Genomic DNA, 20,235 nt, shown 5'->3' with positions numbered 1-20,235 from the left:
TGTGCATAAAAATAAGCTCTGCCATTCTACTTCCTTAATTTTTTCGCCTTCATCATCTTCTTTTTTATCCCATCCGTTTGAATTTCGTAAAATGAAGAAATGTTCGGTGTGAAATATGGGAGAAAACGAAAAATTGCAAAAGTGTGGTGTCGAAATGGAGCTAACGCTTGCTACATTAGAAAACATGAAATTGAAAGAGCTTTACGAGCTCGCCCGTCAATATAAAATTTCGTATTACAGTAAACTGACAAAAAAAGAGCTTATTTTTGCTATTTTGAAAGCGCGTGCGGAACAAGACGGATTATTTTTTATGGAAGGCGTACTGGAAATCATTCCATCAGAAGGATTTGGCTTTTTGCGTCCTATTAACTATTCTCCAAGTTCGGAAGACATCTATATTTCCGCGTCACAAATCCGCCGTTTTGACTTGCGCAATGGGGATAAAGTATCGGGAAAAGTGCGCCCTCCAAAAGAAAATGAGCGTTATTTCGGACTGCTTCATGTCGAGGCAGTCAACGGCGAGGATCCGGAAGTCGCGAAAGAGCGCGTCCACTTTCCGGCGCTGACGCCGCTATATCCAAACCGGCAAATGAAGTTGGAAACGACTCCGGACAAGCTTTCCACCAGAATCATCGATTTAATTGCCCCGGTCGGATTCGGACAGCGCGGGCTCATTGTTGCTCCGCCAAAAGCCGGGAAAACGATGCTGTTAAAAGAAATCGCTAACAGCATTACCACGAATCATCCAGAAGTAGAGCTGATCGTCCTTCTCATCGACGAACGGCCGGAAGAAGTAACCGATATTGAACGGTCCGTGCAAGGGGATGTCGTCAGCTCGACGTTTGATGAAGTGCCGGAAAACCATATTAAAGTGGCTGAATTAGTGCTAGAACGCGCGATGCGCCTTGTCGAGCATAAGCGCGATGTCGTCATTCTTATGGACAGCATTACGCGGCTGGCGCGCGCCTATAACTTAGTCATCCCGCCGAGCGGCCGCACGCTGTCAGGAGGAATCGACCCGGCAGCGTTCCATCGCCCGAAGCGGTTTTTTGGGGCAGCCCGCAATATCGAAGAGGGCGGCAGCTTGACGATTTTAGCGACTGCGCTCATTGATACGGGATCGCGCATGGACGACGTCATTTACGAAGAATTTAAAGGCACGGGCAATATGGAGCTGCATCTCGACCGCTCGCTGGCAGAGCGCCGCATTTTCCCAGCCATCGATATCCGTCGTTCCGGCACACGCAAAGAAGAGCTGCTTATTCCGAAAGAGCATTTGGAAAAACTATGGGCGATTCGCAAAACGATGTCTGATTCTCCTGATTTCATTGAGCGGTTTTTAAATAAACTCCGCCGCACCAAATCCAACGAAGAGTTCTTTGCTTTGTTGGATGAAGAATGGAAAAATGGAGGAATCACCCGTATATAAAAAGTGCCATGTCTTCCTTTCTGCTCTTATGAGAGAGGAAGAAGTTGGAGTAAATCACTAGTTGCAAAGGAACAGGAAAGTTGTTATAATCTTAATATGTGTGTTTTGGTAAACGCCAATTCATTTTATTGATATATCAACTCTGTTTCGAAATGATACAGGGCGGAAGGAGATGAAAAGAATGAAACCAGGAATTCATCCAGAGTACAAAAAAGTCATCGTACGCTGCGCATGCGGAAACGAATTCGAAAGCGGTTCTGTAAAAGATGAATTGCGCGTAGAAATCTGCTCAGAATGCCATCCATTCTATACAGGACGTCAAAAATTTGTTTCTGCAGCAGGACGTGTTGATAAATTCAACAAAAAATACGGCTTGAAATAAGAAAAGCGGAGGCGGCGTGATTAGCCTTCGAAGCCAAATGTTCTTCACCCGCAGGGCTGCTTGTCACCCTGAGGGGGGAAGGTTATTTGGCAGAAGAAGGCTAGCCGCTGGAGCTGGACAATGAAGAAAAGCGGAGGCGAGCCTCTTAACCGCGACGGGCAAATGTTCTTCGCCTGCAGGGGTGCTTGTCACCCCAAAGGCGAAGGTTATTTGACCCCGAGCGGTTGCGAGCCGAGCTGGACAATGAAGAAAAGCGGAGGCGAGCCGCTTGGCGGCAGAAGCCGTCACGTCCTAGCGCAATGAAATAAAAAACAGGCAAGCGACCCGTTTACTTGCCTGTTTTTTTATGCCAAAACGAGGTACAATAACAGATACATACGCCGGCAGACGAGAACGAAGGGAGAGGCATTTTTCATGTATATTATGAAACAGTCCGGCTGGTTGGAAGTCATTTGCGGAAGCATGTTTTCCGGAAAATCGGAAGAATTAATCCGCCGCGTGCGCCGCGCGCAGTTTGCCAAGCAGGAAGTGAAAGTGTTCAAGCCGACAATCGACAACCGCTACAGCGAAGAAGCGGTCGTATCACATAACGGCAATTCGGTGATTGCCATTCCGGTTTCCTCGCCGCAAGAAATTTTTGAGCATATTTCGGAAGAAACAGACGTTATTGCCATCGATGAAGTGCAGTTTTTTTCCACCGACATTGTCGATGTCGTGCAAACGTTGGCGGACCGTGGCTATCGCGTCATTGTCGCGGGGTTGGACCAGGATTTCCGTGGCGAACCGTTTGGGCCGGTGCCAACGCTCATGGCGGTTGCCGAATCGGTCACCAAACTGCAAGCCGTCTGCACCGTATGCGGCTCCCCGGCAAGCCGGACGCAGCGGCTCATTAACGGCGTTCCCGCCTCTTATGATGATCCGGTGATTTTAGTAGGCGCCAGCGAGGCATACGAACCACGCTGCCGCCATCATCATGAAGTTCCCGGCAAACCGGTGAAAATGGACAAAACAAATCATCATTTCGCGCGATAAAACGGCGAATCCTACCATCTATATTTTGAAGCGTACAGGAAAACCTAACAGCAGGGAGGCGAAAAAGAATGAGAAGCATACTGCTGTTAGGTTTTGTTCTTTTGCTTTCCGCTTGTTCATTAAATCCGGACCATCCTTCGTACCGTCAGCAAAGCGAAGATCGCAACGGGACAAGGCTAATTACGGATGATAAAGCGCAAAGCGGTTATGATCGCTATTTATATAACAACTTTGATGACCCGGAAAAAACGCGGCAAAACCCGAATTTTATCAGTATCACTGACGGAAGCGAAAATCAGCATGCCGACATTCGCAAAGCGGTGCAAGTGATCGAAACGTACACCGATTACAGACCAGGATCGGTTTGGATGAATGGAAACAACATGTACGTGACCGTCCACGTCCCTTCGTCGCTAACAGCCGAACAGCGGGAAAAAGAGCGGACGCGGATTCACAAACTGTTGATAAGAGCGATTCCGACGTACGATATTCATGTGCGTTTACATTAAGGATTCATCTTCTGAGAAGATGAATCTTTTTTTATCCATATGATGAGGCGACCTGTTGTCGTTTCTCCGGTAAAGGCGATTTTAGCGATACGTGAATTCGAAGCTAGCGGTTTTCCAGCTTCAAGACCAAATCCATTAACGACATTTAGTACCCCTGGCGGCAATAGATCACCGATCAGTTCCATTAGCACCGTAATGGAAGCGGGAGTTTGCTCTGCTGGTTTTAACACAATACAATTGCCCGCTGCCAGTGCGGGAGCGATTTTCCATGCGGCCATTCATAACGGAAAGTTCCAAGGAATAATTTGTCCAACAACGCCCAACGGTTCATGGAAATGATAAGCTTACTGTATCATCATCAATTTGGCTGATCGTGCCTTCTTGAGCGCGGATAGCTCCGGCAAAGTAACGAAAATGATCAATATATAACGGCAAGTCAGCATTCAACGTTTCTCGAATCGCTTTACCATTGTCCCACGTTTCCGCTACCGCAAGCATTTCTAGATTAGCCTCAATGCGATCGGCAATTTTATTTAAAATTAACGCTCTTTCCGCTGGAGAAGTTTTTCCCCATGATTCTTTTGCAGTATGGGCAGCGTCTAATGCTAACTCAATATCTTCTGCTTGGGAGCGAGCGACTTCACAAAACACTCCGCCAGTTACAGGGGTGACATTTTCAAAATATTGTCCTCCAATAGGCGGAACCCATTCACCATTAATATAATTATCATATCTTGTTTTAAATTGTACTTTTGCGTCTTTTTCTCCTGGGCGGCTGTAAATCATACTTTTTCCCTCCTAATAATGTCATTTTGAATAGGGAGCGGTCAAAAAGACCGCCTCCCGTGTGGAGCATATGTTCCATTAACGGTTTATACCAATGGTTAAAACGACCCGGCCGTTAATTTTTCCTTTTTCCATTCTCTCAAATACTTCATTGATTTTTTCTAATGGAGCGGTTTCTACAATAGGGCGTACTTTTCCCTTCGCAGCGAAATCCAACGCTTCTTGCATATCTTTTCTTGTACCGACGATGGATCCTTTCACCGTAATCCCATTTAATACCGTATCGAAAATGGGAATCGGCAGTTCATCATTAGGCAATCCAACAACAACAAGGCATCCGCCGCGTCTTACGGATTTATAGGCTTGTTCGAACGCTTTTTTCGTTACGGCAACACTAATGGCAGCATGCACTCCGCCTACTTTTTGATGAATAGCTTCTACTGGATCCTCTTTTAGTCCATTAATGGCAATATCGGCCCCCAACTGTTTGGCAAGATCGATTTTTTCGTCACTAATATCAACCGCGACAACGTTTAATCCCATTGCTTTTGCGTATTGAAGGGCAATATGCCCTAATCCTCCGATCCGTAAATGGCTACCCATTCTCCTGGTTTGGCGTTAGACACCTTTAGCGCTTTGTATGTCGTTACTCCGGCGCAGAGAATCGGCGCGACTTCTACTGGATCCAAATTTTCTGGGATTTTTGCGACATAATCGGCAGGTGCTTTGCAGTATTCCGCATATCCCCCATCGACGGAATATCCGCCGTTTAATTGATGTGGGCAAAGTGTTTCTTGTCCGCTCAAGCAATATTCACATTCTCCGCAAGCGGAGTATAGCCATGGAACACCGACACGGTCACCTACTTTAACGGATTTTACTCCTTCTGCTACTTCGACAACAATCCCTACCCCTTCATGTCCAGGAATTAAAGGCAATTTTGGCTTGACTGGCCAGTCTCCGTGCGCAGCATGCAAATCGGTGTGGCAAACCCCGCAAGCTTCAATTTTGATAAGTACTTCTCCGTAGTTTAGCTTCGGTTTTTCCACCTCTTTAATTTCTAGTTTTTGCTTAAATTCATTGACTACTGCGGCTTTCATTCTCCCTACCCCTTTCTAAATTTCAAAAAGTTTCACTAGTTTATCCTGCAAAAACTATGCCAATAGAAAAAACCGGTTTTTCTATGACAAATTCACATGTTTTGCCGAATTTTTGTTAAAATTGAACGAAATTTCGATAATTTTTTGCTAATTTTCGTAATGTTCATTCGTTTTGTTTGTTCAACTCTCTTATATATACACTTTTCTGTTTTATATATTTGGGATATAATAATAAATTAGACTGTGCATGGAAAACAGAGGTGAAAAACGTGTTTGATCGTCTTGAAGCGGTAGAAGAACGTTATGAAAAATTAAATCAACTCCTGATGGATCCGGAAGTCATTAATGATCCGAAAAAACTCCGCGACTATTCGAAAGAGCAGGCGGATTTACAAGAAACGGTGCAGACGTACCGCGAATACAAATCGGTTCGCAAACAGCTGGCGGATGCGAAAGCGATGCTGGAGGAAAAACTCGATCCGGAGCTGCGCGAAATGGTAAAGGAAGAAATTGATGAGCTGGAGCAGCGCGAAGAAGAGCTCATCAATAAGCTGAAAGTGCTTCTGTTGCCGAAAGACCCGAACGATGAGAAAAACGTCATTATGGAAATCCGCGCAGCGGCGGGCGGCGAGGAGGCGGCGCTGTTTGCCGGCGATTTGTACCGGATGTATACGCGCTACGCCGAATCGCAAGGATGGAAGACAGAAGTCATTGAAGCAAGTCCGACTGGATTGGGCGGATATAAAGAAATTATTTTTACAATCATTGGAAAAGGTGCGTATTCCAAGCTGAAATACGAAAACGGCGCACACCGTGTGCAGCGCGTCCCGGAAACGGAATCTGGCGGACGTATTCACACATCGACAGCAACCGTTGCTTGTTTGCCGGAAATGGAAGAAATCGAAGTGGAAATCAACGAAAAAGACATTCGCGTCGATACGTTCGCCTCGAGCGGGCCGGGGGGACAAAGCGTCAACACGACGATGTCGGCCGTCCGCTTGACTCATATTCCAACCGGCATTGTGGTCACCTGCCAGGATGAAAAATCGCAAATTAAAAACAAAGAAAAAGCGATGAAAGTATTGCGCGCCCGCATTTATGACAAATACCAGCAGGAAGCGCGCGCCGAATACGATCAGACGCGCAAGCAGGCGGTCGGAACAGGAGATCGCTCCGAGCGAATCCGTACGTATAACTTTCCGCAAAACCGCGTCACCGACCATCGCATCGGGCTGACGATTCAAAAGCTTGACCAAGTGCTTGATGGGAATCTTGATGAAATCATTGAAGCGCTGATCTTAGATGATCAAGCGAAAAAATTGGAGCAGGCTAATGATGCATCGTAACATTTACGAAGTCCTCACATGGGCTTCTTCTTTTTTAAAGCAGCACGGAAAAGAAGAGCGGGTGGCGGAACTGTTGCTTTGCCATCATTTGCGGCTGACAAGAGCCCAGCTGTTGGCGCGGCTGCGCGATCCGATCGATGGAAGCGTGCATCAATCATTTATGGCGGATGTTCATAAGCATGTGTACGAACACGTTCCAGTTCAGCACTTAATTGGTTACGAACATTTTTACGGCCGTCCGTTTCTTGTCAACCGCCACGTGCTCATTCCGCGTCCGGAAACAGAAGAATTAGTACAAGGCGTGTTAACAAGAATTTCACATTTATTTCCAGATAATCACCAATTGGATGTTGTCGATGTCGGCACGGGAAGCGGGGCGATTGCGGTAACGCTTGCCTTAGAAAATCCGGCGCTGCGCGTGACGGCTATTGACATTTCGCGAGAAGCCTTGCGGGTGGCAGCACAAAATGCGGAGCGTCTTGGCGCCAAAGTCGCTTTTTTACGCGGCGATTTGTTGCAGCCGCTTATCGAAGCAAACCGCAAAGTAGACGTCGTTGTCTCCAACCCACCCTATATTCCAGAAGGCGACATCGCTTTGCTGTCCCCTATTGTAAAGGATCATGAACCTTTTGCGGCGCTTGCCGGCGGTGAGGACGGTCTTGCGTTTTACCGCCGCTTTGCCCGCGAACTGCCTCTTGTGCTAAAAGAACGGGCGCTTGTGGCGTTTGAAGTGGGAGCCGGGCAAGGGGAGGCGGTTGCCGCATTGCTGAAGGAGGCATTTCCGCCGGCGAACGTCGAAGTTGCTTTCGACATCAATGGAAAAGACCGAATGGTATATGCGACGTTACAATAACATTTTTTGGATTTTTGCTGAACGAAGGCAAGTCACCGACTTGCCTTCTTGTTTGAGCGGGATCCGCTTGGCATTGGTCCGCGCGGCGCTAAAACGTGGATGCTGATGGATGGATATTGCCCCTTTATATCCAAATGGATTAAAAAAATGATTTTTTTAGATTGATAGAGTTTAAAATTGGCTCACACTGTCCACAATGAAGAGTGAAAGGACGGTGTCAAACAATGAGCCAAAAAAAGCTTGCCATTGTTTTATATATATTACTATTAATGGTTGGTGTACTCGTCAATGTATACGGCCATCAAACAGAGGCGGGGGCAAACGCCACGGTGGCGATTCCCGATAAAGCAATCCGCCTGCGCATTTTAGCCAACAGCGACTCCGCCGAAGACCAAGAGCTGAAACATAAAGTCCGCGATGCGGTCAATGCCAAAATTACGAAGTGGGTTGCTGATTTGACGTCTTTTGCCGAGGCAAAGCGGGTTATTCAATCCCATCTTCCTGAAATTGAACAAACGGTTGCAGACGTACTTCGAAAAGAACATAGCGATCAGTCGTATCAAGTCGAGTTCGGCCAAGTCGATTTTCCGACGAAAATTTACGGCAATTTTATATATCCAGCTGGAAAATATGATGCTGTTTTGATTACGCTCGGCGAAGGAAAAGGAGCCAACTGGTGGTGCGTGTTATTCCCGCCGCTTTGTTTCCTCGATTTTTCCAATAGCGATGCGGTGCAAATGAGTGAAGCGTCGTCCGTTCAAAATGAGGAAAAGGATAAGAAAAGCGGACAAAGCCGGAAAACTGATGCTGTAACAGACGACGAGAACAAGGAAACAGCGGAAACGGACGGTCAACAAGATGCTGGCAGCAAAGCGGTCAACAAGGAGGTCAAACAAGCAGGCGTTGCACCAACGGCTTCCCCATTTGTCGCGGAGCAGGAACAGCCGGTAAAAATAAAGTTTTTCTTGAAAGAACTGATCAGTTATCTCATTCCGTAACGAACTGTGGATGAATGGGGAAGATAACGTATATATCCACAAAGTTGTCCACAAAAATAACATATTTATTCACATGTTGTTGATAACTGTATGGAAAGCTTTTCTTTTTTTCTTTGTAAGACTAGAATGTTTTTAGAAATTTACTAGGAAGCAATGACAATGGTAGAGGTGAATAAAGTGAAAACAAATGTTTGGATTGTGGATAATGTTGTTGATAAACAACGCATTTATCCACAAATAAAAGAAGCTGCCCGCCTGCTGCAATGTGGAGAAGTTGTCGCCTTCCCGACGGAGACCGTCTATGGATTAGGAGCGGATGCCACCAATACAACAGCGGTCGAGAAAATTTTTGCGGCCAAAGGCCGACCAAGCGACAATCCGTTAATTGTCCATATCGCCCGCCGCGAACAGCTGGAGTCCATCGTTTCTGACGTTCCCGATATCGCTGACACGCTGATCGAGCGATTTTGGCCGGGGCCGCTGACGCTTATTTTGCCGAAAAAAGAAGGCGTCATTTCTGATCGAGTGACCGCCGGCTTATCAACGGTGGCCGTGCGCATGCCGGCACACCCGGTGGCGCTCGCGCTCATCGAGGAAAGCGGCCTGCCGCTGGCAGCTCCAAGCGCCAATCGATCCGGCCGTCCAAGCCCGACAACGGCAGCGCATGTACTTGCCGATTTAGACGGACGCATTGCCGGTGTGGTCGATGGCGGCGAAACAGGGATCGGCGTGGAATCGACGGTGCTTGACTGTACGGCGAAAGTGCCTACCATTTTGCGTCCGGGCGGCATTACAAAAGAAACGCTCGCAGAAGTGATCGGCACGGTCGCCGATGGCAGCGCCGTTACCAACGAACAGGAGGCACCGAAATCGCCGGGAATGAAATATACACATTACGCGCCAAAATCACCAATGATGATTGTGTATGGTTCCCCTTCTTTTTTGCAGACCCTTGTCGACAAGCAGCAGGCGCTCGGCAAAAAGGTCGGCGTGCTGACAACGGAAGAAAACCTTGCATTTTACCGCGCCGATGCCGTATTGGCCTGTGGGTCGCGGCATGATTTACATACGGTAGCCAGCCATTTATATGACACGCTGCGCAAATTTGATCAAACAGATGTGGATATCATTTACAGCGAATCGTTTCCGACAGAAGGAATCGGGACAGCGATTATGAACCGGCTGCAAAAAGCGGCTGGTCATCAGGTGATTGTAGAAGGGGAAACACACTTCTAAACGCTCCCGGACGTGCATATGTTAGCAGTAAGCCAGTCCGGGGAGGGAAAGCAAATGAGCATGTTCATCGGCGAAATCATAGCGCTATCGATGATGGCGTTTGCGTTGGGAATGGACGCATTCTCCGTCGCCTTAGGCATGGGCTTGCTGCGCTTACGCTTAAAACAAATTTTTTATATAGGTGTGATGATCGGTCTTTTTCACATTCTCATGCCGATGTTCGGCATGATTGTCGGCCGTTTTTTATCCCGCCAATTTGGCAGCATCGCCTCGTATATCGGCGGGGCGTTATTGCTGCTGTTGGGAATTCAAATGATTGCCGCATCATTTAAAAAGGAAGGCGATGCATCCGCTTCGCCAAAAGGAATAGGACTTATTTTTTTTGCATTCAGCGTGAGTCTCGACAGTTTTTCCGTCGGGCTTAGCCTCGGCATTTTCGGAGCAAGAACGATGCTGACGATCTTATTGTTTGGCTTTTTTAGCATGGTGCTGACATGGATGGGACTGATGCTGGGCCGCCATTTTCAGCAGTGGCTTGGCGCTTACGGCGAGGCGCTTGGCGGCAGCATTTTGCTCGCTTTCGGTTTAAAGCTGTTGTTTTCCTTTTGATTTTTGATAAGCGGAAAGACAAAAAAGCTTTTCCAAAAAGACGCGGGTCAACTTTTTGGGAAAGCTTTTTTTGATGCGATGCTATATTTGTTGGTAAATTTTATTATATAATTATCTTATCGCAGGTGGGAGCGATAAACAAAGTTAAGAGGTGTTGCTATGTCGTACCGCATTTTATTTGTTTGCACGGGAAACACATGCCGAAGCCCGATGGCGGCCGCTCTTTTGGCGCATAAGCAGCTGCCGGATGTAGAAGTGAAATCGGCGGGAGTATTTGCCGCAGAAGGGAACGATGCCTCGCCCCATGCGAAAGCGGTGTTGAAAGAAAAAGGGATTGACGCCAATCATCGTTCTTCGCTATTAAAGAAGGAAGACGTCGAGTGGGCGACCCATATTTTGACGATGACCGCAGGACATAAGCAGCTTATTATCGGACAGTTTCCCGAAGCGAAAGAGAAAACGTTTACGCTGAAAGAATTTGTTTCCGGAAAGCAGGGCGATGTATCCGACCCGTTTGGCGGATCGGTAGAAATATACCGCCAGACGAGGGATGAGCTTGCCGCATTGATTGACGGCCTTATCGAGAAACTAGGGGGAAATCCATAGGGGGAAGGGATATGGAAAGGAGAAACAAACGATATCGTTTTAGCTTGCGCCTCAAGCTCGTTGTATTTGCTACCGCATTAGCACTGATCACCTACTCGACCAGCGCGTTTTTTCTTTACATTTTGTATGATGTATTTTTCTCCTCGATAGCTAAAAACGTGTTTACCATTTTGATCTTGCTGCTCGGGATTTTTTGGTCCGGCGTGCTCGCCTATATGGCATCTGGGGTGATTACGAAACCGCTGCAGCGTTTGGAAGAGGCAGCGATGAAAGCGGCAAGCGGGCAAATTAACGAAGATGTCCCGCTCTCGAAATCGGATGATGAAATTCGTTCATTAGGTCTCGCGTTTAACGAAATGCTGCGCAGTTTGCGGTCGATTATACGCAATATCGAAGACAATTTTGCCCGTACGAATGAGAAAGTCGTGGAAATTACGAACGCTTCTGACGTTGCCGTGGGGCGTTCGAAAGAGATCGCGTACACGATTGACGAAATTTCCAAAGGGGCGAACGCTTCCGCCGCCTCGATGCAGACGGCCGCCGAGTCGGTCGAAGATGTTCTCCGCATCGCCGGGCAAGTGCAGGAAAAAGCGGGGCAGTCAGAGCAACTAGCGAAAGAAATGGTAACCGCGCTCCATAAAAGCCGCGAAGTAATCAGCTCGCTGATCGGCGGCATAGAACAATTGGCGCACAATCATCAGATGTCTTTAACGGCTGTGCAGCGGCTTGAGCGGCACGCCAAAGAAGTCGAAAACATTATTTCCCTTGTCGGCGATATTGCCCGGCAAACGAATTTGCTCGCTTTAAACGCTTCGATTGAAGCAGCGCGCGCCGGGGAGCACGGGAAAGGTTTTGCTGTGGTCGCCGAGGAAGTGCGGAAGCTCGCCGATGAAAGCGCCAAGGCTGTGCAAGGAATAGCGGAGCTGATTCAAAGCATCCAAAAAGAAGTCAGCCGCGTTGTCGCGCAAATTCATGAACAAGTCCAAGCGGCCAATGAAGAAGCGGCGAAAGGCGCCAGCACAAACGCGGCGATTGCCGATATGACAAAATCGATTCATGAAGTGGTCCGCGCCGTCCATGAAATTGCTGATTTGGCTAAAGAGCAAATGGTCCATATCGAAAAAGCGGCAGGACAATCGCAAGAAGTCGCGGCGATTGCCGAACAAACTTCTGCCGGAGCGATGGAAGTGGCGGCGGCAACGCAGGAGCAAACTTCCGCTATTGATCATGTCAATGAACTCGCCCGCGAACTCGCGGAACAAGCGGAAAAATTAAAAGCAACGATTGCCCAATTTAGCACAAAATAAAGGAAGAAAGGTCGCCTTTTTTAATAGAAAGAGGTAAAATGAATAAAAAAGGCGGCCTTTTTGCATGATGACGAAACAAAGGAGGAAGCAAAGCATGAAAGTAGCGATTGCCTCAGACCATGGCGGAATCCACATTCGCGAAGAAATTAAACAATTAATGGATGAAATGGGAATTGAATACATCGACCTCGGCTGTAACTGCGAAACGTCGGTCGATTATCCGGATTACGCGATTCCCGTCGCAGAGAAAGTGGCGCGCGGCGAAGTGGACCGTGGTATTTTAATTTGCGGCACGGGAATTGGCATGACGATTGCCGCCAACAAAGTGAAAGGAATTCGCTGTGCGCTTTGCCACGACGTATACAGCGCCAAACTGACGCGCCAGCATAATGATAGCAATATTTTAGCGATGGGCGAACGCGTCATTGGACCGGGGCTGGCGCGCGAAATCGCCAAAGCATGGCTGACGACGGAGTTTGAAGGCGGTCGCCACGCGCGGCGGATCGAGAAAATTAGCGAATATGAAAGCAAGCATTTGTAAAATGGGAGGAATCGCGTCTATGTCTTCCCTACTAGCTGAATGGCAGCAACAATGGCAGACGATTTTGCGCGAATTTCGCCAGCAGGTCCCGCTTTCATCCGAGCATATTCTTGTCATTGGATGCAGCACGAGCGAAGTGATTGGCGAAAAAATCGGCACGGCCGGCTCGACGGAAGTTGCGGCAATGCTGTTTGCTGAACTGAAAAAATGGCATGACGAAACCGGGATCCAGCTTGCGTTTCAATGCTGCGAACATTTAAACCGCGCCCTCGTTGTCGAAAGAAAAACCGCGTTATCCCGCCAGCTCGAAATCGTCTCGGTCATCCCTGTCCCGTCGGCGGGCGGCGCGATGGCTGCCTATGCGTACCGCCATCTCGCCGATCCAGTCGTTGTCGAATTTATTCAAGCTGACGCCGGCATCGATATCGGCGATACGCTGATTGGCATGCATTTAAAACATGTCGCCGTTCCGGTGCGCGTTTCGCTGAAACGAGTCGGACATGCCCACGTAACGTTGGCGAAAACGCGACCGAAGCTGATTGGCGGCGCCCGAGCCGTCTATTCTTTAGAAAATCCGAATGCTTCCTGCACTTCTTAATCATTTTGTTCATTTTTTCTTTGAATCCAATCGTAAAAAGCTGATAAAATAAAAAGGAATATTCATATATTTCGCATTAAGGGGGAGCTAGTGATGAACTACTTGCCACAACAAGATCCGCAAGTATTTGCCGCGATTGAAAACGAACGGAAACGGCAGCATTCAAAAATCGAATTGATCGCATCAGAAAACTTTGTCAGCCGCGCAGTCATGGAAGCGCAAGGTTCTGTGTTAACGAATAAATATGCGGAAGGCTATCCGGGACGCCGCTACTACGGCGGCTGTGAATACGTCGACGTCGTTGAGGATTTGGCGCGCGAGCGGGCGAAAAAATTGTTTGGCGCCGATCATGCCAACGTTCAGCCGCATTCCGGCGCGCAGGCAAACATGGCGGTATATTTCACTGTGTTAAAGCATGGGGACACGGTGCTCGGCATGAATTTGTCGCACGGGGGGCATCTGACACACGGCAGCCCGGTCAACTTCAGCGGCATTCAATACAATTTTGTCGAGTATGGCGTCGACCCAGAAACCCATGTTATTGATTACGACGATGTGCTTGAAAAGGCGCGCGTACATAAGCCAAAATTAATTGTCGCTGGGGCGAGCGCTTATCCGCGCATCATCGATTTCAAACGGTTCCGGGAGATCGCCGATGAAGTAGGCGCGTACTTGATGGTAGACATGGCGCATATTGCAGGTCTTGTTGCGGCAGGTCTTCATCCGAACCCGGTGCCATATGCGCATTTTGTGACGACCACAACGCACAAAACGCTCCGCGGTCCGCGCGGCGGGATGATTCTTTGCAAAGAAGAGTTTGCCAAACAAATCGATAAAGCGATCTTCCCAGGCATTCAAGGAGGGCCGCTCATGCACGTCATCGCCGCCAAAGCGGTCGCGCTCGGCGAAGCGTTGCAAGACGACTTCAAAACGTATGCGCAAAATATTGTCAACAACGCGAAACGCCTTGCCGAAGCATTGAAAAACGAAGGCTTTACCCTTGTTTCCGGCGGAACGGACAACCACTTGCTGCTCGTTGACTTGCGCCCGCAAGGATTAACCGGAAAAGTGGCGGAAAAAGTGTTGGATGAAGTCGGCATTACCGTGAACAAAAACACGATTCCATACGATCCGGAAAGCCCTTTTGTGACAAGCGGCATCCGCATTGGCACCGCCGCGGTGACGACGCGTGGGTTTGGTTTGGAAGAAATGGATGAAATCGCAAGCATCATCAGCCTCGTCTTAAAACATCATGAAGATGAAGCAAAGCTTGAAGAAGCGCGGCAACGCGTGGCAGCTTTAACAGAAAAATTCCCGTTATACCAAGAATAAACGGATGCGCACCTCAAAGGGCCGCCTTTCGAGGTGCGCTTTTTGGTTCGCGGTTGAATATACTTTTATTTTTCGGTAGAATGTATGGAAGTGCAAACTTGTTTACAAAGAGGAGAGTGCAAAATGGGAAAAGTATATGTATTCGATCATCCGCTCATCCAGCATAAACTCACTTACATCCGCGACAAAAACACCGGCACGAAAGAGTTCCGTGAACTAGTAGAAGAAGTGGCTACGCTGATGGCGTTTGAAATTACGCGCGACCTCCCTCTTGAAGAAGTCGAAATCGAAACCCCAGTCAGCAAAGCGAAAGCGAAAGTGATCGCTGGGAAAAAACTCGGCGTCATCCCGATTTTGCGCGCCGGCATTGGCATGGTGGACGGCATTTTAAAATTAATTCCGGCGGCGAAAGTCGGCCATATCGGCTTGTACCGCGATCCGGAAACGTTAAAGCCGGTTGAATATTATGTCAAGCTCCCGACTGATGTCGAAGAACGCGATTTTATTATCGTTGACCCAATGCTCGCTACCGGAGGATCGGCGATAGAAGCGATCAACGCTTTGAAAAAACGCGGTGCGAAAAGCATTAAATTTATGTGTTTAATCGCTGCTCCAGAAGGGGTGGAGGCAGTGAAAAATGCGCACCCGGACGTCGATATATACATTGCGGCGCTCGATGAAAAATTAAACGACCACGGCTATATCGTCCCAGGGCTCGGCGACGCCGGCGACCGCTTGTTTGGCACAAAATAAAACGACATGGAAGAACGGTATCATTTCTGAGAAGTGATACCGTTTTTTTTTAAAATTGTGTCTAAAAAAGTAAATATATCATTATACACTATTGTAGTGAAAAGAAAATTAATAAATGTCACAAATTCTTAATATTTTATTTGTTATAATATAGTTTTCCTCTGAAACACATTGACATTGACCATGTGGTATTGTATGCTTTACAGGGGATATATGATAAGGTTTTCATGTTTTGTTAAAATTAAAAAAAAACTAGAAAAATAATTAATTTAAGGATGTATGCGTATGCGTCCGAAACAACGCCACCCGTTTCAAGCGATGGCACTCATGTCCGCCATCGTATCCCAGTTGGTTGGTTCGATTTTAGTAGGAGTATTTGGTGGAAAATGGATCGACGACAAATTTCATACCGAGCCGATTTTTCTCATTATCGGTCTGTTGATCGGGCTAGCAACTGGGGTATATGCAATGTTGCGTTTAATCCGTCAATATTTCCCAGAGGAGTAGCAACATGGAGAAATTCCAGCAAATGTTTTTGCGGCAGCTCAAATACATATTGTATTTGCTTTCGCTTTATACGTTAGGGTGGGGGTTTACGGCGTATAAAACATTTTTTTTAAGTTTAATACTTGGAACTGTCATTAGCATTTTTATGTTATGGAGTTTAACGCGGAAAATCGATAAATTAGGACAAGCCGTGTTGGAACGCAAAAAAGTGCGTACGATCGGGACGCTTTCCCGCTTGGCTTTAGCGGCGCTGGCGGCGGCAGTCGCCCTCGAATATCCGCAATATTTCGCCATCGTGCCTGTAGTGCTGGGATTAATGACATCCTATATTGTCATTATAATAGATTTTCTTTTGCAAAAATGGAAAAATAATGGGCAACATGCATGAAAGAGAGGTGAGGGATGGTTGCAACACGGAGCACCGATTCATGAGTTTTTAGGACTCACATTTAACTTATCTAACGTTTTAATGATTACGGTCACCAGTTTGATCGTATTTATCATTGCGATCGCGGCGACGCGTTCTCTGCAGTTGCGCCCGACAGGGATGCAAAATTTCATCGAATGGGTGTTTGATTTCGTTAAAGGAATCATCAATAGCACGATGGATTGGCAAACGGGAGGCCGTTTTTTAACGCTGGGCGTTACGCTCATCATGTACATCTTTGTCGCTAACATGCTCGGCTTGCCGTTTTCCGTGCGCGTAGGCGATGAACTTTGGTGGAAGTCGCCGACAGCGGATGCCACGATTACGCTCACGCTCGCCGTGATGATTGTGGGGCTTACCCATTACTACGGCGTGAAAATGAAGGGCGTATCTGAATATATGCGCGATTACACGCGGCCAATGGCTTTCTTGTTCCCATTGAAAATCGTTGAGGAATTTGCCAATACGTTGACGCTGGGTTTGCGTCTTTACGGCAACATTTTCGCTGGTGAAATTTTGCTAGGATTGCTAGCAGGGCTTGGGACAAACCATGGAGTGCTTGGCGCTATTGGCGGCGCGATTCCGATGATGGCGTGGCAAGCATTCAGTATTTTCGTCGGCTGTATCCAAGCATTCATTTTCACGATGTTAACAATGGTTTATATGGCCCATAAAGTCAGCCAAGACCATTAATGATAAAAACTTCACTATACAAAACGAATAAGGACAAAGGAGGATATTTACTATGAATTTAATTGCAGCTGCGATTGCAGTAGGTTTAGCGGCACTTGGTGCTGGTATCGGTAACGGTTTAATCGTAGGTCGTACAGTAGAAGGGATTGCACGTCAACCAGAATTGCGTCCTGTGTTGCAAACGACGATGTTTATCGGGGTTGCGTTAGTTGAGGCGCTGCCGATCATTGGTGTCGTTATTTCCTTCATCGTCATGAACAGATAACGAAATACTTTTTTGATGATGGCGAAGTTCGTGTCGACGATCACCTTCGCCATTCCTTTATGTGTGTATTTTCAACATGGAAACGTTTGTCGCTACAAAAGTATATAGCCACGATGGTTTCAGTCATTGGGTGAAGCAGGAAACGGCTTTGAACCGTAAACACCGGTGAGGTGTTTGCCCAGGATACTTAACGGAACAAGAGTAAGTGCCTGCACATAGGTGCAGAAAAAACGCTTTCGTGCGTCAGAATCCCCCGGCTTTAGAGGGTAGTTGCGCATAGCTATCGAAAGGAGTGAAACGCGGTGTTATTCAATGCAAAACTATTGGCGCTGGGCGAAGCCGCGCATCATACAGGCATCAACAGCGGCGACATTATTTATCAGCTGCTCATGTTTATTATTTTATTAGCTTTGCTGCGCAAATTCGCTTGGCAGCCGTTAATGAATATTATGAAACAGCGTGAAGAGCACATTGCCAATGAAATTGACCAGGCGGAAAAGCATCGCCAAGAAGCGGAAAAACTGCTTCAGGAGCAGCGTGAGCTAATGAAACAATCGCGCCAAGAAGCGCAAGAGTTGATCGAAAATGCACGCAAGCTGGCGGAAGAGCAAAAAGAGCAAATTATCGCTTCTGCCCGTATGGAAGCAGAACGGTTAAAAGAAGCGGCGAAAAAAGAAATCGAACGCGAAAAAGAGCAAGCAATGGCTGCGCTGCGTGAGCAAGTCGCTTCCTTGTCCGTATTAATCGCCTCGAAAGTGATTGAAAAAGAGTTAACGGAAAAAGACCAAGCGAAGCTGATTAGCGAGTACATTCAAGAGGTAGGAGAAGGTCGATGAACAAAGAAATTATAGCAAAGCGGTATGCGTTAGCTCTTTTTCAAATTGCGCTCGAAAAGCAGCTTTTGGACCAGTTAGAAGAGGAAATTCGCGCCGTGCGCCAAGCGTTGGCGGAAAATGAGCAATTTTTTTCGTTATTGACGTATCCGAAGCTATCTTTGGAAAAGAAAAAGGCGCTTCTTCAAGAAACATTTGCGGCGGTTTCAACCCCGTTAAGAAATACATTGCTGCTGCTTTTGGAACGCCACCGCATCGACATCGTTCCAGAGCTGGCGGAGCAGTTTATTGAGTTGGTGAATGAAGCCCGCGGCGTTGCTGAGGCAACTGCATATTCGGCGCGCCCGTTAACGGAAGAGGAAAAACGTGCGCTTTCCGAAGTGTTTGCGAAAAAAATCGGCAAAACGACGCTTCATATTGAAAATATTGTCGATCCAAGCTTAATCGGCGGCGTGAAGCTGCGCATCGGCAACCGCATTTACGATGGCAGCATCAGCGGACAATTAGAACGGATTCAACGACAGCTTATTGGCTAAAGATTTGAAGATAGGGGTGAAAGGCATGAGCATCAGAGCGGAAGAAATCAGCGCGCTCATTAAGCAGCAAATTGAAAACTACCAGTCTGAAATCCAAGTAAGCGATGTCGGCACCGTTATTCAAATTGGTGACGGAATTGCGCGCGCCCATGGACTGGACAATGTCATGGCCGGGGAGCTTGTTGAGTTTGCCAACGGCGTGATGGGAATGGCGTTAAACTTGGAGGAAAATAACGTCGGTATCGTTATTTTAGGTCCATATACAGGGATTAAAGAAGGCGATGAAGTGCGCCGTACAGGCCGGATTATGGAAGTGCCTGTCGGGGAAGCGTTAATCGGCCGTGTTGTCAACCCTCTAGGACAACCAGTCGACGGTTTAGGCCCAATCGAAACGACAGAAACTCGTCCGATCGAAAGCCCAGCACCAGGTGTTATGGACCGGAGATCGGTTCATGAACCGCTGCAAACAGGGATTAAAGCGATTGACGCATTGGTGCCGATCGGCCGTGGTCAACGTGAGTTAATCATCGGGGACCGCCAAACGGGGAAAACATCGGTTGCGATCGACACGATTATCAACCAAAAAGACCAAAATATGATTTGTATTTACGTCGCAATCGGGCAAAAAGAATCAACGGTCCGTACGGTTGTTGAAACGTTGCGGAAACACGGTGCGCTAGATTATACGATCGTTGTAACGGCATCTGCATCACAACCAGCTCCGTTGTTATTCCTTGCGCCATATGCGGGTGTGGCGATGGGCGAATATTTCATGTATAAAGGCCAGCACGTGCTTGTTGTTTACGACGACTTGTCGAAACAAGCGGCAGCTTACCGTGAATTGTCGCTCTTGCTTCGCCGTCCGCCAGGCCGTGAAGCATATCCAGGGGATATTTTCTACTTGCACTCCCGTCTGTTAGAGCGTGCGGCAAAATTAAGCGATGCCAAAGGCGGCGGTTCGTTAACAGCGCTTCCGTTCGTCGAAACACAAGCGGGCGACATTTCCGCCTACATTCCAACGAACGTCATCTCCATTACCGACGGACAAATCTTCTTGCAATCAGACCTGTTCTTCTCCGGCGTTCGCCCGGCGATTAACGCTGGTCTTTCCGTCTCCCGCGTCGGTGGTGCGGCACAAATTAAAGCGATGAAAAAAGTATCGGGTACGCTTCGTTTGGACTTAGCGGCGTATCGTGAACTTGAAGCGTTCGCACAGTTTGGTTCAGACCTTGATAAAGCGACACAAGCGAAGCTCGCTCGCGGTGCTCGTACGGTAGAAGTGTTAAAACAAGACTTGCATGCACCGATTCCGGTAGAAAAACAAGTAGCGATTATTTACGCGCTTACTCGCGGTTTCTTAGACGACATTCCAGTCGAAGATATTCGCCGCTTTGAAAAAGAATTCTTCTTATGGCTCGACCAAAACGGCCAGCACTTGCTTGAACATATTCGTACAACAAAAGATCTTCCAAACGAAGAAGATTTCAACAAAGCGATCGAAGCGTTCAAGAAAACGTTTGTCGTTTCCCAATAAAGGAGGGTGTATACTTGGTTACT

Annotated in this window: 22 protein-coding genes and 2 pseudogenes; 22 read left to right on the top strand and 2 right to left on the bottom strand. The window is 47.6% G+C overall.

The genetic code is table 11. The features are described 5' to 3' along the window. Nucleotides 1-154 precede the first annotated feature (154 nt). The 4 genes from rho (at nt 155) to GCA01S_RS01780 (ending at nt 3,352) form a co-directional block, all read left to right on the top strand. Nucleotides 155-1,429: a transcription termination factor Rho gene (gene rho / locus GCA01S_RS01800; RefSeq protein ID WP_026078614.1), complete on the top strand. Its 1,275-nt coding sequence runs from the start codon at nt 155-157 to the stop codon at nt 1,427-1,429. Nucleotides 1,430-1,610: 181 nt separating this feature from the next. After that, nucleotides 1,611-1,811 carry a 50S ribosomal protein L31 gene (rpmE, locus tag GCA01S_RS01795; protein WP_017436895.1) on the top strand — a complete coding sequence of 67 codons (201 nt, stop codon included), beginning with the start codon at nt 1,611-1,613 and terminating at the stop codon, nt 1,809-1,811. Nucleotides 1,812-2,225: 414 nt separating this feature from the next. Then, nucleotides 2,226-2,843, top strand: coding sequence for a thymidine kinase (locus GCA01S_RS01785; protein ID WP_042406806.1), 618 nt, complete (start codon nt 2,226-2,228; stop codon nt 2,841-2,843). A gap of 68 nt (nt 2,844-2,911) precedes the next feature. Beyond that, nucleotides 2,912-3,352, top strand: coding sequence for a hypothetical protein (locus tag GCA01S_RS01780; RefSeq protein WP_017436892.1), 441 nt, complete (start codon nt 2,912-2,914; stop codon nt 3,350-3,352). Between the two features lie 38 nt (nt 3,353-3,390). Here the strand turns inward: GCA01S_RS01780 and adh are convergent. After that, a pseudogene (gene adh, locus GCA01S_RS01775) lies at nt 3,391-4,138 on the bottom strand (aldehyde dehydrogenase); the annotation flags it as partial. 78 nt (nt 4,139-4,216) lie between these two features. Further along, nucleotides 4,217-5,238 (bottom strand): annotated as a pseudogene (adhP, locus tag GCA01S_RS01770) (alcohol dehydrogenase AdhP). Nucleotides 5,239-5,507: 269 nt separating this feature from the next. Between adhP and prfA the strand changes: the two are divergent. From prfA to atpA, 18 genes are all read left to right on the top strand, one after another. Beyond that, nucleotides 5,508-6,584, top strand: a complete 1,077-nt coding sequence (gene prfA / locus GCA01S_RS01765; RefSeq protein ID WP_042406805.1) for a peptide chain release factor 1 — start codon at nt 5,508-5,510, stop codon at nt 6,582-6,584. Then, nucleotides 6,574-7,437: a peptide chain release factor N(5)-glutamine methyltransferase gene (prmC, locus tag GCA01S_RS01760; RefSeq protein ID WP_042407017.1), complete on the top strand. Its 864-nt coding sequence runs from the start codon at nt 6,574-6,576 to the stop codon at nt 7,435-7,437. The genes prfA and prmC overlap by 11 nt, the downstream gene beginning before the upstream one ends. 224 nt (nt 7,438-7,661) lie before the next feature. After that, entirely contained in the window at nt 7,662-8,435 is a 774-nt protein-coding gene (gene spoIIR, locus GCA01S_RS01755) for a stage II sporulation protein R (RefSeq protein ID WP_042406804.1), read from the top strand. A 177-nt stretch (nt 8,436-8,612) separates the two neighbouring features. Beyond that, nucleotides 8,613-9,671 (top strand): L-threonylcarbamoyladenylate synthase, encoded by a 1,059-nt coding sequence (locus GCA01S_RS01750; protein WP_375781787.1) that lies wholly within the window; start codon nt 8,613-8,615, stop codon nt 9,669-9,671. 54 nt (nt 9,672-9,725) lie between these two features. Then, complete coding sequence (locus GCA01S_RS01745) at nt 9,726-10,280, top strand: manganese efflux pump MntP (protein WP_042406799.1); 555 nt, start codon at nt 9,726-9,728, stop codon at nt 10,278-10,280. Between the two features lie 159 nt (nt 10,281-10,439). Further along, the gene (locus tag GCA01S_RS01740; RefSeq protein ID WP_042406796.1) at nt 10,440-10,886 is read left to right on the top strand and encodes a low molecular weight protein arginine phosphatase; all 447 of its coding nucleotides are present in this window, start codon (nt 10,440-10,442) and stop codon (nt 10,884-10,886) included. Nucleotides 10,887-10,897: 11 nt separating this feature from the next. Continuing rightward, on the top strand, nt 10,898-12,193 hold the full coding sequence (locus GCA01S_RS01735) for a methyl-accepting chemotaxis protein (RefSeq protein ID WP_017436880.1): 1,296 nt from the start codon (nt 10,898-10,900) through the stop codon (nt 12,191-12,193). Nucleotides 12,194-12,287: 94 nt separating this feature from the next. Then, nucleotides 12,288-12,734, top strand: coding sequence for a ribose 5-phosphate isomerase B (gene rpiB / locus GCA01S_RS01730; protein ID WP_042406793.1), 447 nt, complete (start codon nt 12,288-12,290; stop codon nt 12,732-12,734). Nucleotides 12,735-12,753: 19 nt separating this feature from the next. Beyond that, a complete protein-coding gene (locus tag GCA01S_RS01725) occupies nt 12,754-13,332 on the top strand; it encodes a TIGR01440 family protein (protein WP_042406791.1) in 579 nt (192 codons plus the stop codon). Nucleotides 13,333-13,425: 93 nt separating this feature from the next. After that, nucleotides 13,426-14,664 (top strand): serine hydroxymethyltransferase, encoded by a 1,239-nt coding sequence (gene glyA / locus GCA01S_RS01720; RefSeq protein WP_017436877.1) that lies wholly within the window; start codon nt 13,426-13,428, stop codon nt 14,662-14,664. A 123-nt stretch (nt 14,665-14,787) separates the two neighbouring features. Then, complete coding sequence (gene upp, locus GCA01S_RS01715; protein WP_017436876.1) at nt 14,788-15,417, top strand: uracil phosphoribosyltransferase; 630 nt, start codon at nt 14,788-14,790, stop codon at nt 15,415-15,417. A gap of 285 nt (nt 15,418-15,702) precedes the next feature. Beyond that, nucleotides 15,703-15,924, top strand: a complete 222-nt coding sequence (locus GCA01S_RS01710) for an AtpZ/AtpI family protein (RefSeq protein WP_017436875.1) — start codon at nt 15,703-15,705, stop codon at nt 15,922-15,924. A 4-nt stretch (nt 15,925-15,928) separates the two neighbouring features. Beyond that, the gene (locus tag GCA01S_RS01705; protein WP_017436874.1) at nt 15,929-16,312 is read left to right on the top strand and encodes an ATP synthase subunit I; all 384 of its coding nucleotides are present in this window, start codon (nt 15,929-15,931) and stop codon (nt 16,310-16,312) included. A gap of 18 nt (nt 16,313-16,330) precedes the next feature. Beyond that, the gene (gene atpB / locus GCA01S_RS01700) at nt 16,331-17,044 is read left to right on the top strand and encodes a F0F1 ATP synthase subunit A (RefSeq protein WP_017436873.1); all 714 of its coding nucleotides are present in this window, start codon (nt 16,331-16,333) and stop codon (nt 17,042-17,044) included. Between the two features lie 52 nt (nt 17,045-17,096). Further along, the gene (gene atpE / locus GCA01S_RS01695) at nt 17,097-17,309 is read left to right on the top strand and encodes a F0F1 ATP synthase subunit C (protein WP_017436872.1); all 213 of its coding nucleotides are present in this window, start codon (nt 17,097-17,099) and stop codon (nt 17,307-17,309) included. A 302-nt stretch (nt 17,310-17,611) separates the two neighbouring features. Next, entirely contained in the window at nt 17,612-18,145 is a 534-nt protein-coding gene (gene atpF / locus GCA01S_RS01690; protein ID WP_017436871.1) for a F0F1 ATP synthase subunit B, read from the top strand. After that, nucleotides 18,142-18,678 (top strand): F0F1 ATP synthase subunit delta, encoded by a 537-nt coding sequence (locus tag GCA01S_RS01685; RefSeq protein ID WP_017436870.1) that lies wholly within the window; start codon nt 18,142-18,144, stop codon nt 18,676-18,678. Before atpF ends, GCA01S_RS01685 begins: the two co-directional genes overlap by 4 nt. A gap of 25 nt (nt 18,679-18,703) precedes the next feature. Then, complete coding sequence (gene atpA / locus GCA01S_RS01680; RefSeq protein WP_017436869.1) at nt 18,704-20,212, top strand: F0F1 ATP synthase subunit alpha; 1,509 nt, start codon at nt 18,704-18,706, stop codon at nt 20,210-20,212. Nucleotides 20,213-20,235 lie beyond the last annotated feature (23 nt).

It is taken from the genome of Parageobacillus caldoxylosilyticus NBRC 107762 (genome assembly GCF_000632715.1).
Lineage (GTDB): Bacteria > Bacillota > Bacilli > Bacillales > Anoxybacillaceae > Saccharococcus > Saccharococcus caldoxylosilyticus.
This window is presented reverse-complemented; position numbering and strand designations above follow the sequence as displayed.

Excerpts from the sequence above, each read along its gene's own strand:
- rho (WP_026078614.1), top strand. The coding sequence starts at position 155 with ATGGAGCTAACGCTTGCTACATTAGAAAACATGAAATTGAAAGAGCTT.
- rpmE (WP_017436895.1), top strand. The coding sequence starts at position 1,611 with ATGAAACCAGGAATTCATCCAGAGTACAAAAAAGTCATCGTACGCTGC.
- GCA01S_RS01785 (WP_042406806.1), top strand. The coding sequence starts at position 2,226 with ATGTATATTATGAAACAGTCCGGCTGGTTGGAAGTCATTTGCGGAAGC.
- GCA01S_RS01780 (WP_017436892.1), top strand. The coding sequence starts at position 2,912 with ATGAGAAGCATACTGCTGTTAGGTTTTGTTCTTTTGCTTTCCGCTTGT.
- prmC (WP_042407017.1), top strand. The coding sequence starts at position 6,574 with ATGCATCGTAACATTTACGAAGTCCTCACATGGGCTTCTTCTTTTTTA.
- spoIIR (WP_042406804.1), top strand. The coding sequence starts at position 7,662 with ATGAGCCAAAAAAAGCTTGCCATTGTTTTATATATATTACTATTAATG.
- GCA01S_RS01745 (WP_042406799.1), top strand. The coding sequence starts at position 9,726 with ATGAGCATGTTCATCGGCGAAATCATAGCGCTATCGATGATGGCGTTT.
- GCA01S_RS01740 (WP_042406796.1), top strand. The coding sequence starts at position 10,440 with ATGTCGTACCGCATTTTATTTGTTTGCACGGGAAACACATGCCGAAGC.
- GCA01S_RS01735 (WP_017436880.1), top strand. The coding sequence starts at position 10,898 with ATGGAAAGGAGAAACAAACGATATCGTTTTAGCTTGCGCCTCAAGCTC.
- rpiB (WP_042406793.1), top strand. The coding sequence starts at position 12,288 with ATGAAAGTAGCGATTGCCTCAGACCATGGCGGAATCCACATTCGCGAA.
- GCA01S_RS01725 (WP_042406791.1), top strand. The coding sequence starts at position 12,754 with ATGTCTTCCCTACTAGCTGAATGGCAGCAACAATGGCAGACGATTTTG.
- glyA (WP_017436877.1), top strand. The coding sequence starts at position 13,426 with ATGAACTACTTGCCACAACAAGATCCGCAAGTATTTGCCGCGATTGAA.
- upp (WP_017436876.1), top strand. The coding sequence starts at position 14,788 with ATGGGAAAAGTATATGTATTCGATCATCCGCTCATCCAGCATAAACTC.
- GCA01S_RS01710 (WP_017436875.1), top strand. The coding sequence starts at position 15,703 with ATGCGTCCGAAACAACGCCACCCGTTTCAAGCGATGGCACTCATGTCC.
- GCA01S_RS01705 (WP_017436874.1), top strand. The coding sequence starts at position 15,929 with ATGGAGAAATTCCAGCAAATGTTTTTGCGGCAGCTCAAATACATATTG.
- atpE (WP_017436872.1), top strand. The coding sequence starts at position 17,097 with ATGAATTTAATTGCAGCTGCGATTGCAGTAGGTTTAGCGGCACTTGGT.
- GCA01S_RS01685 (WP_017436870.1), top strand. The coding sequence starts at position 18,142 with ATGAACAAAGAAATTATAGCAAAGCGGTATGCGTTAGCTCTTTTTCAA.
- atpA (WP_017436869.1), top strand. The coding sequence starts at position 18,704 with ATGAGCATCAGAGCGGAAGAAATCAGCGCGCTCATTAAGCAGCAAATT.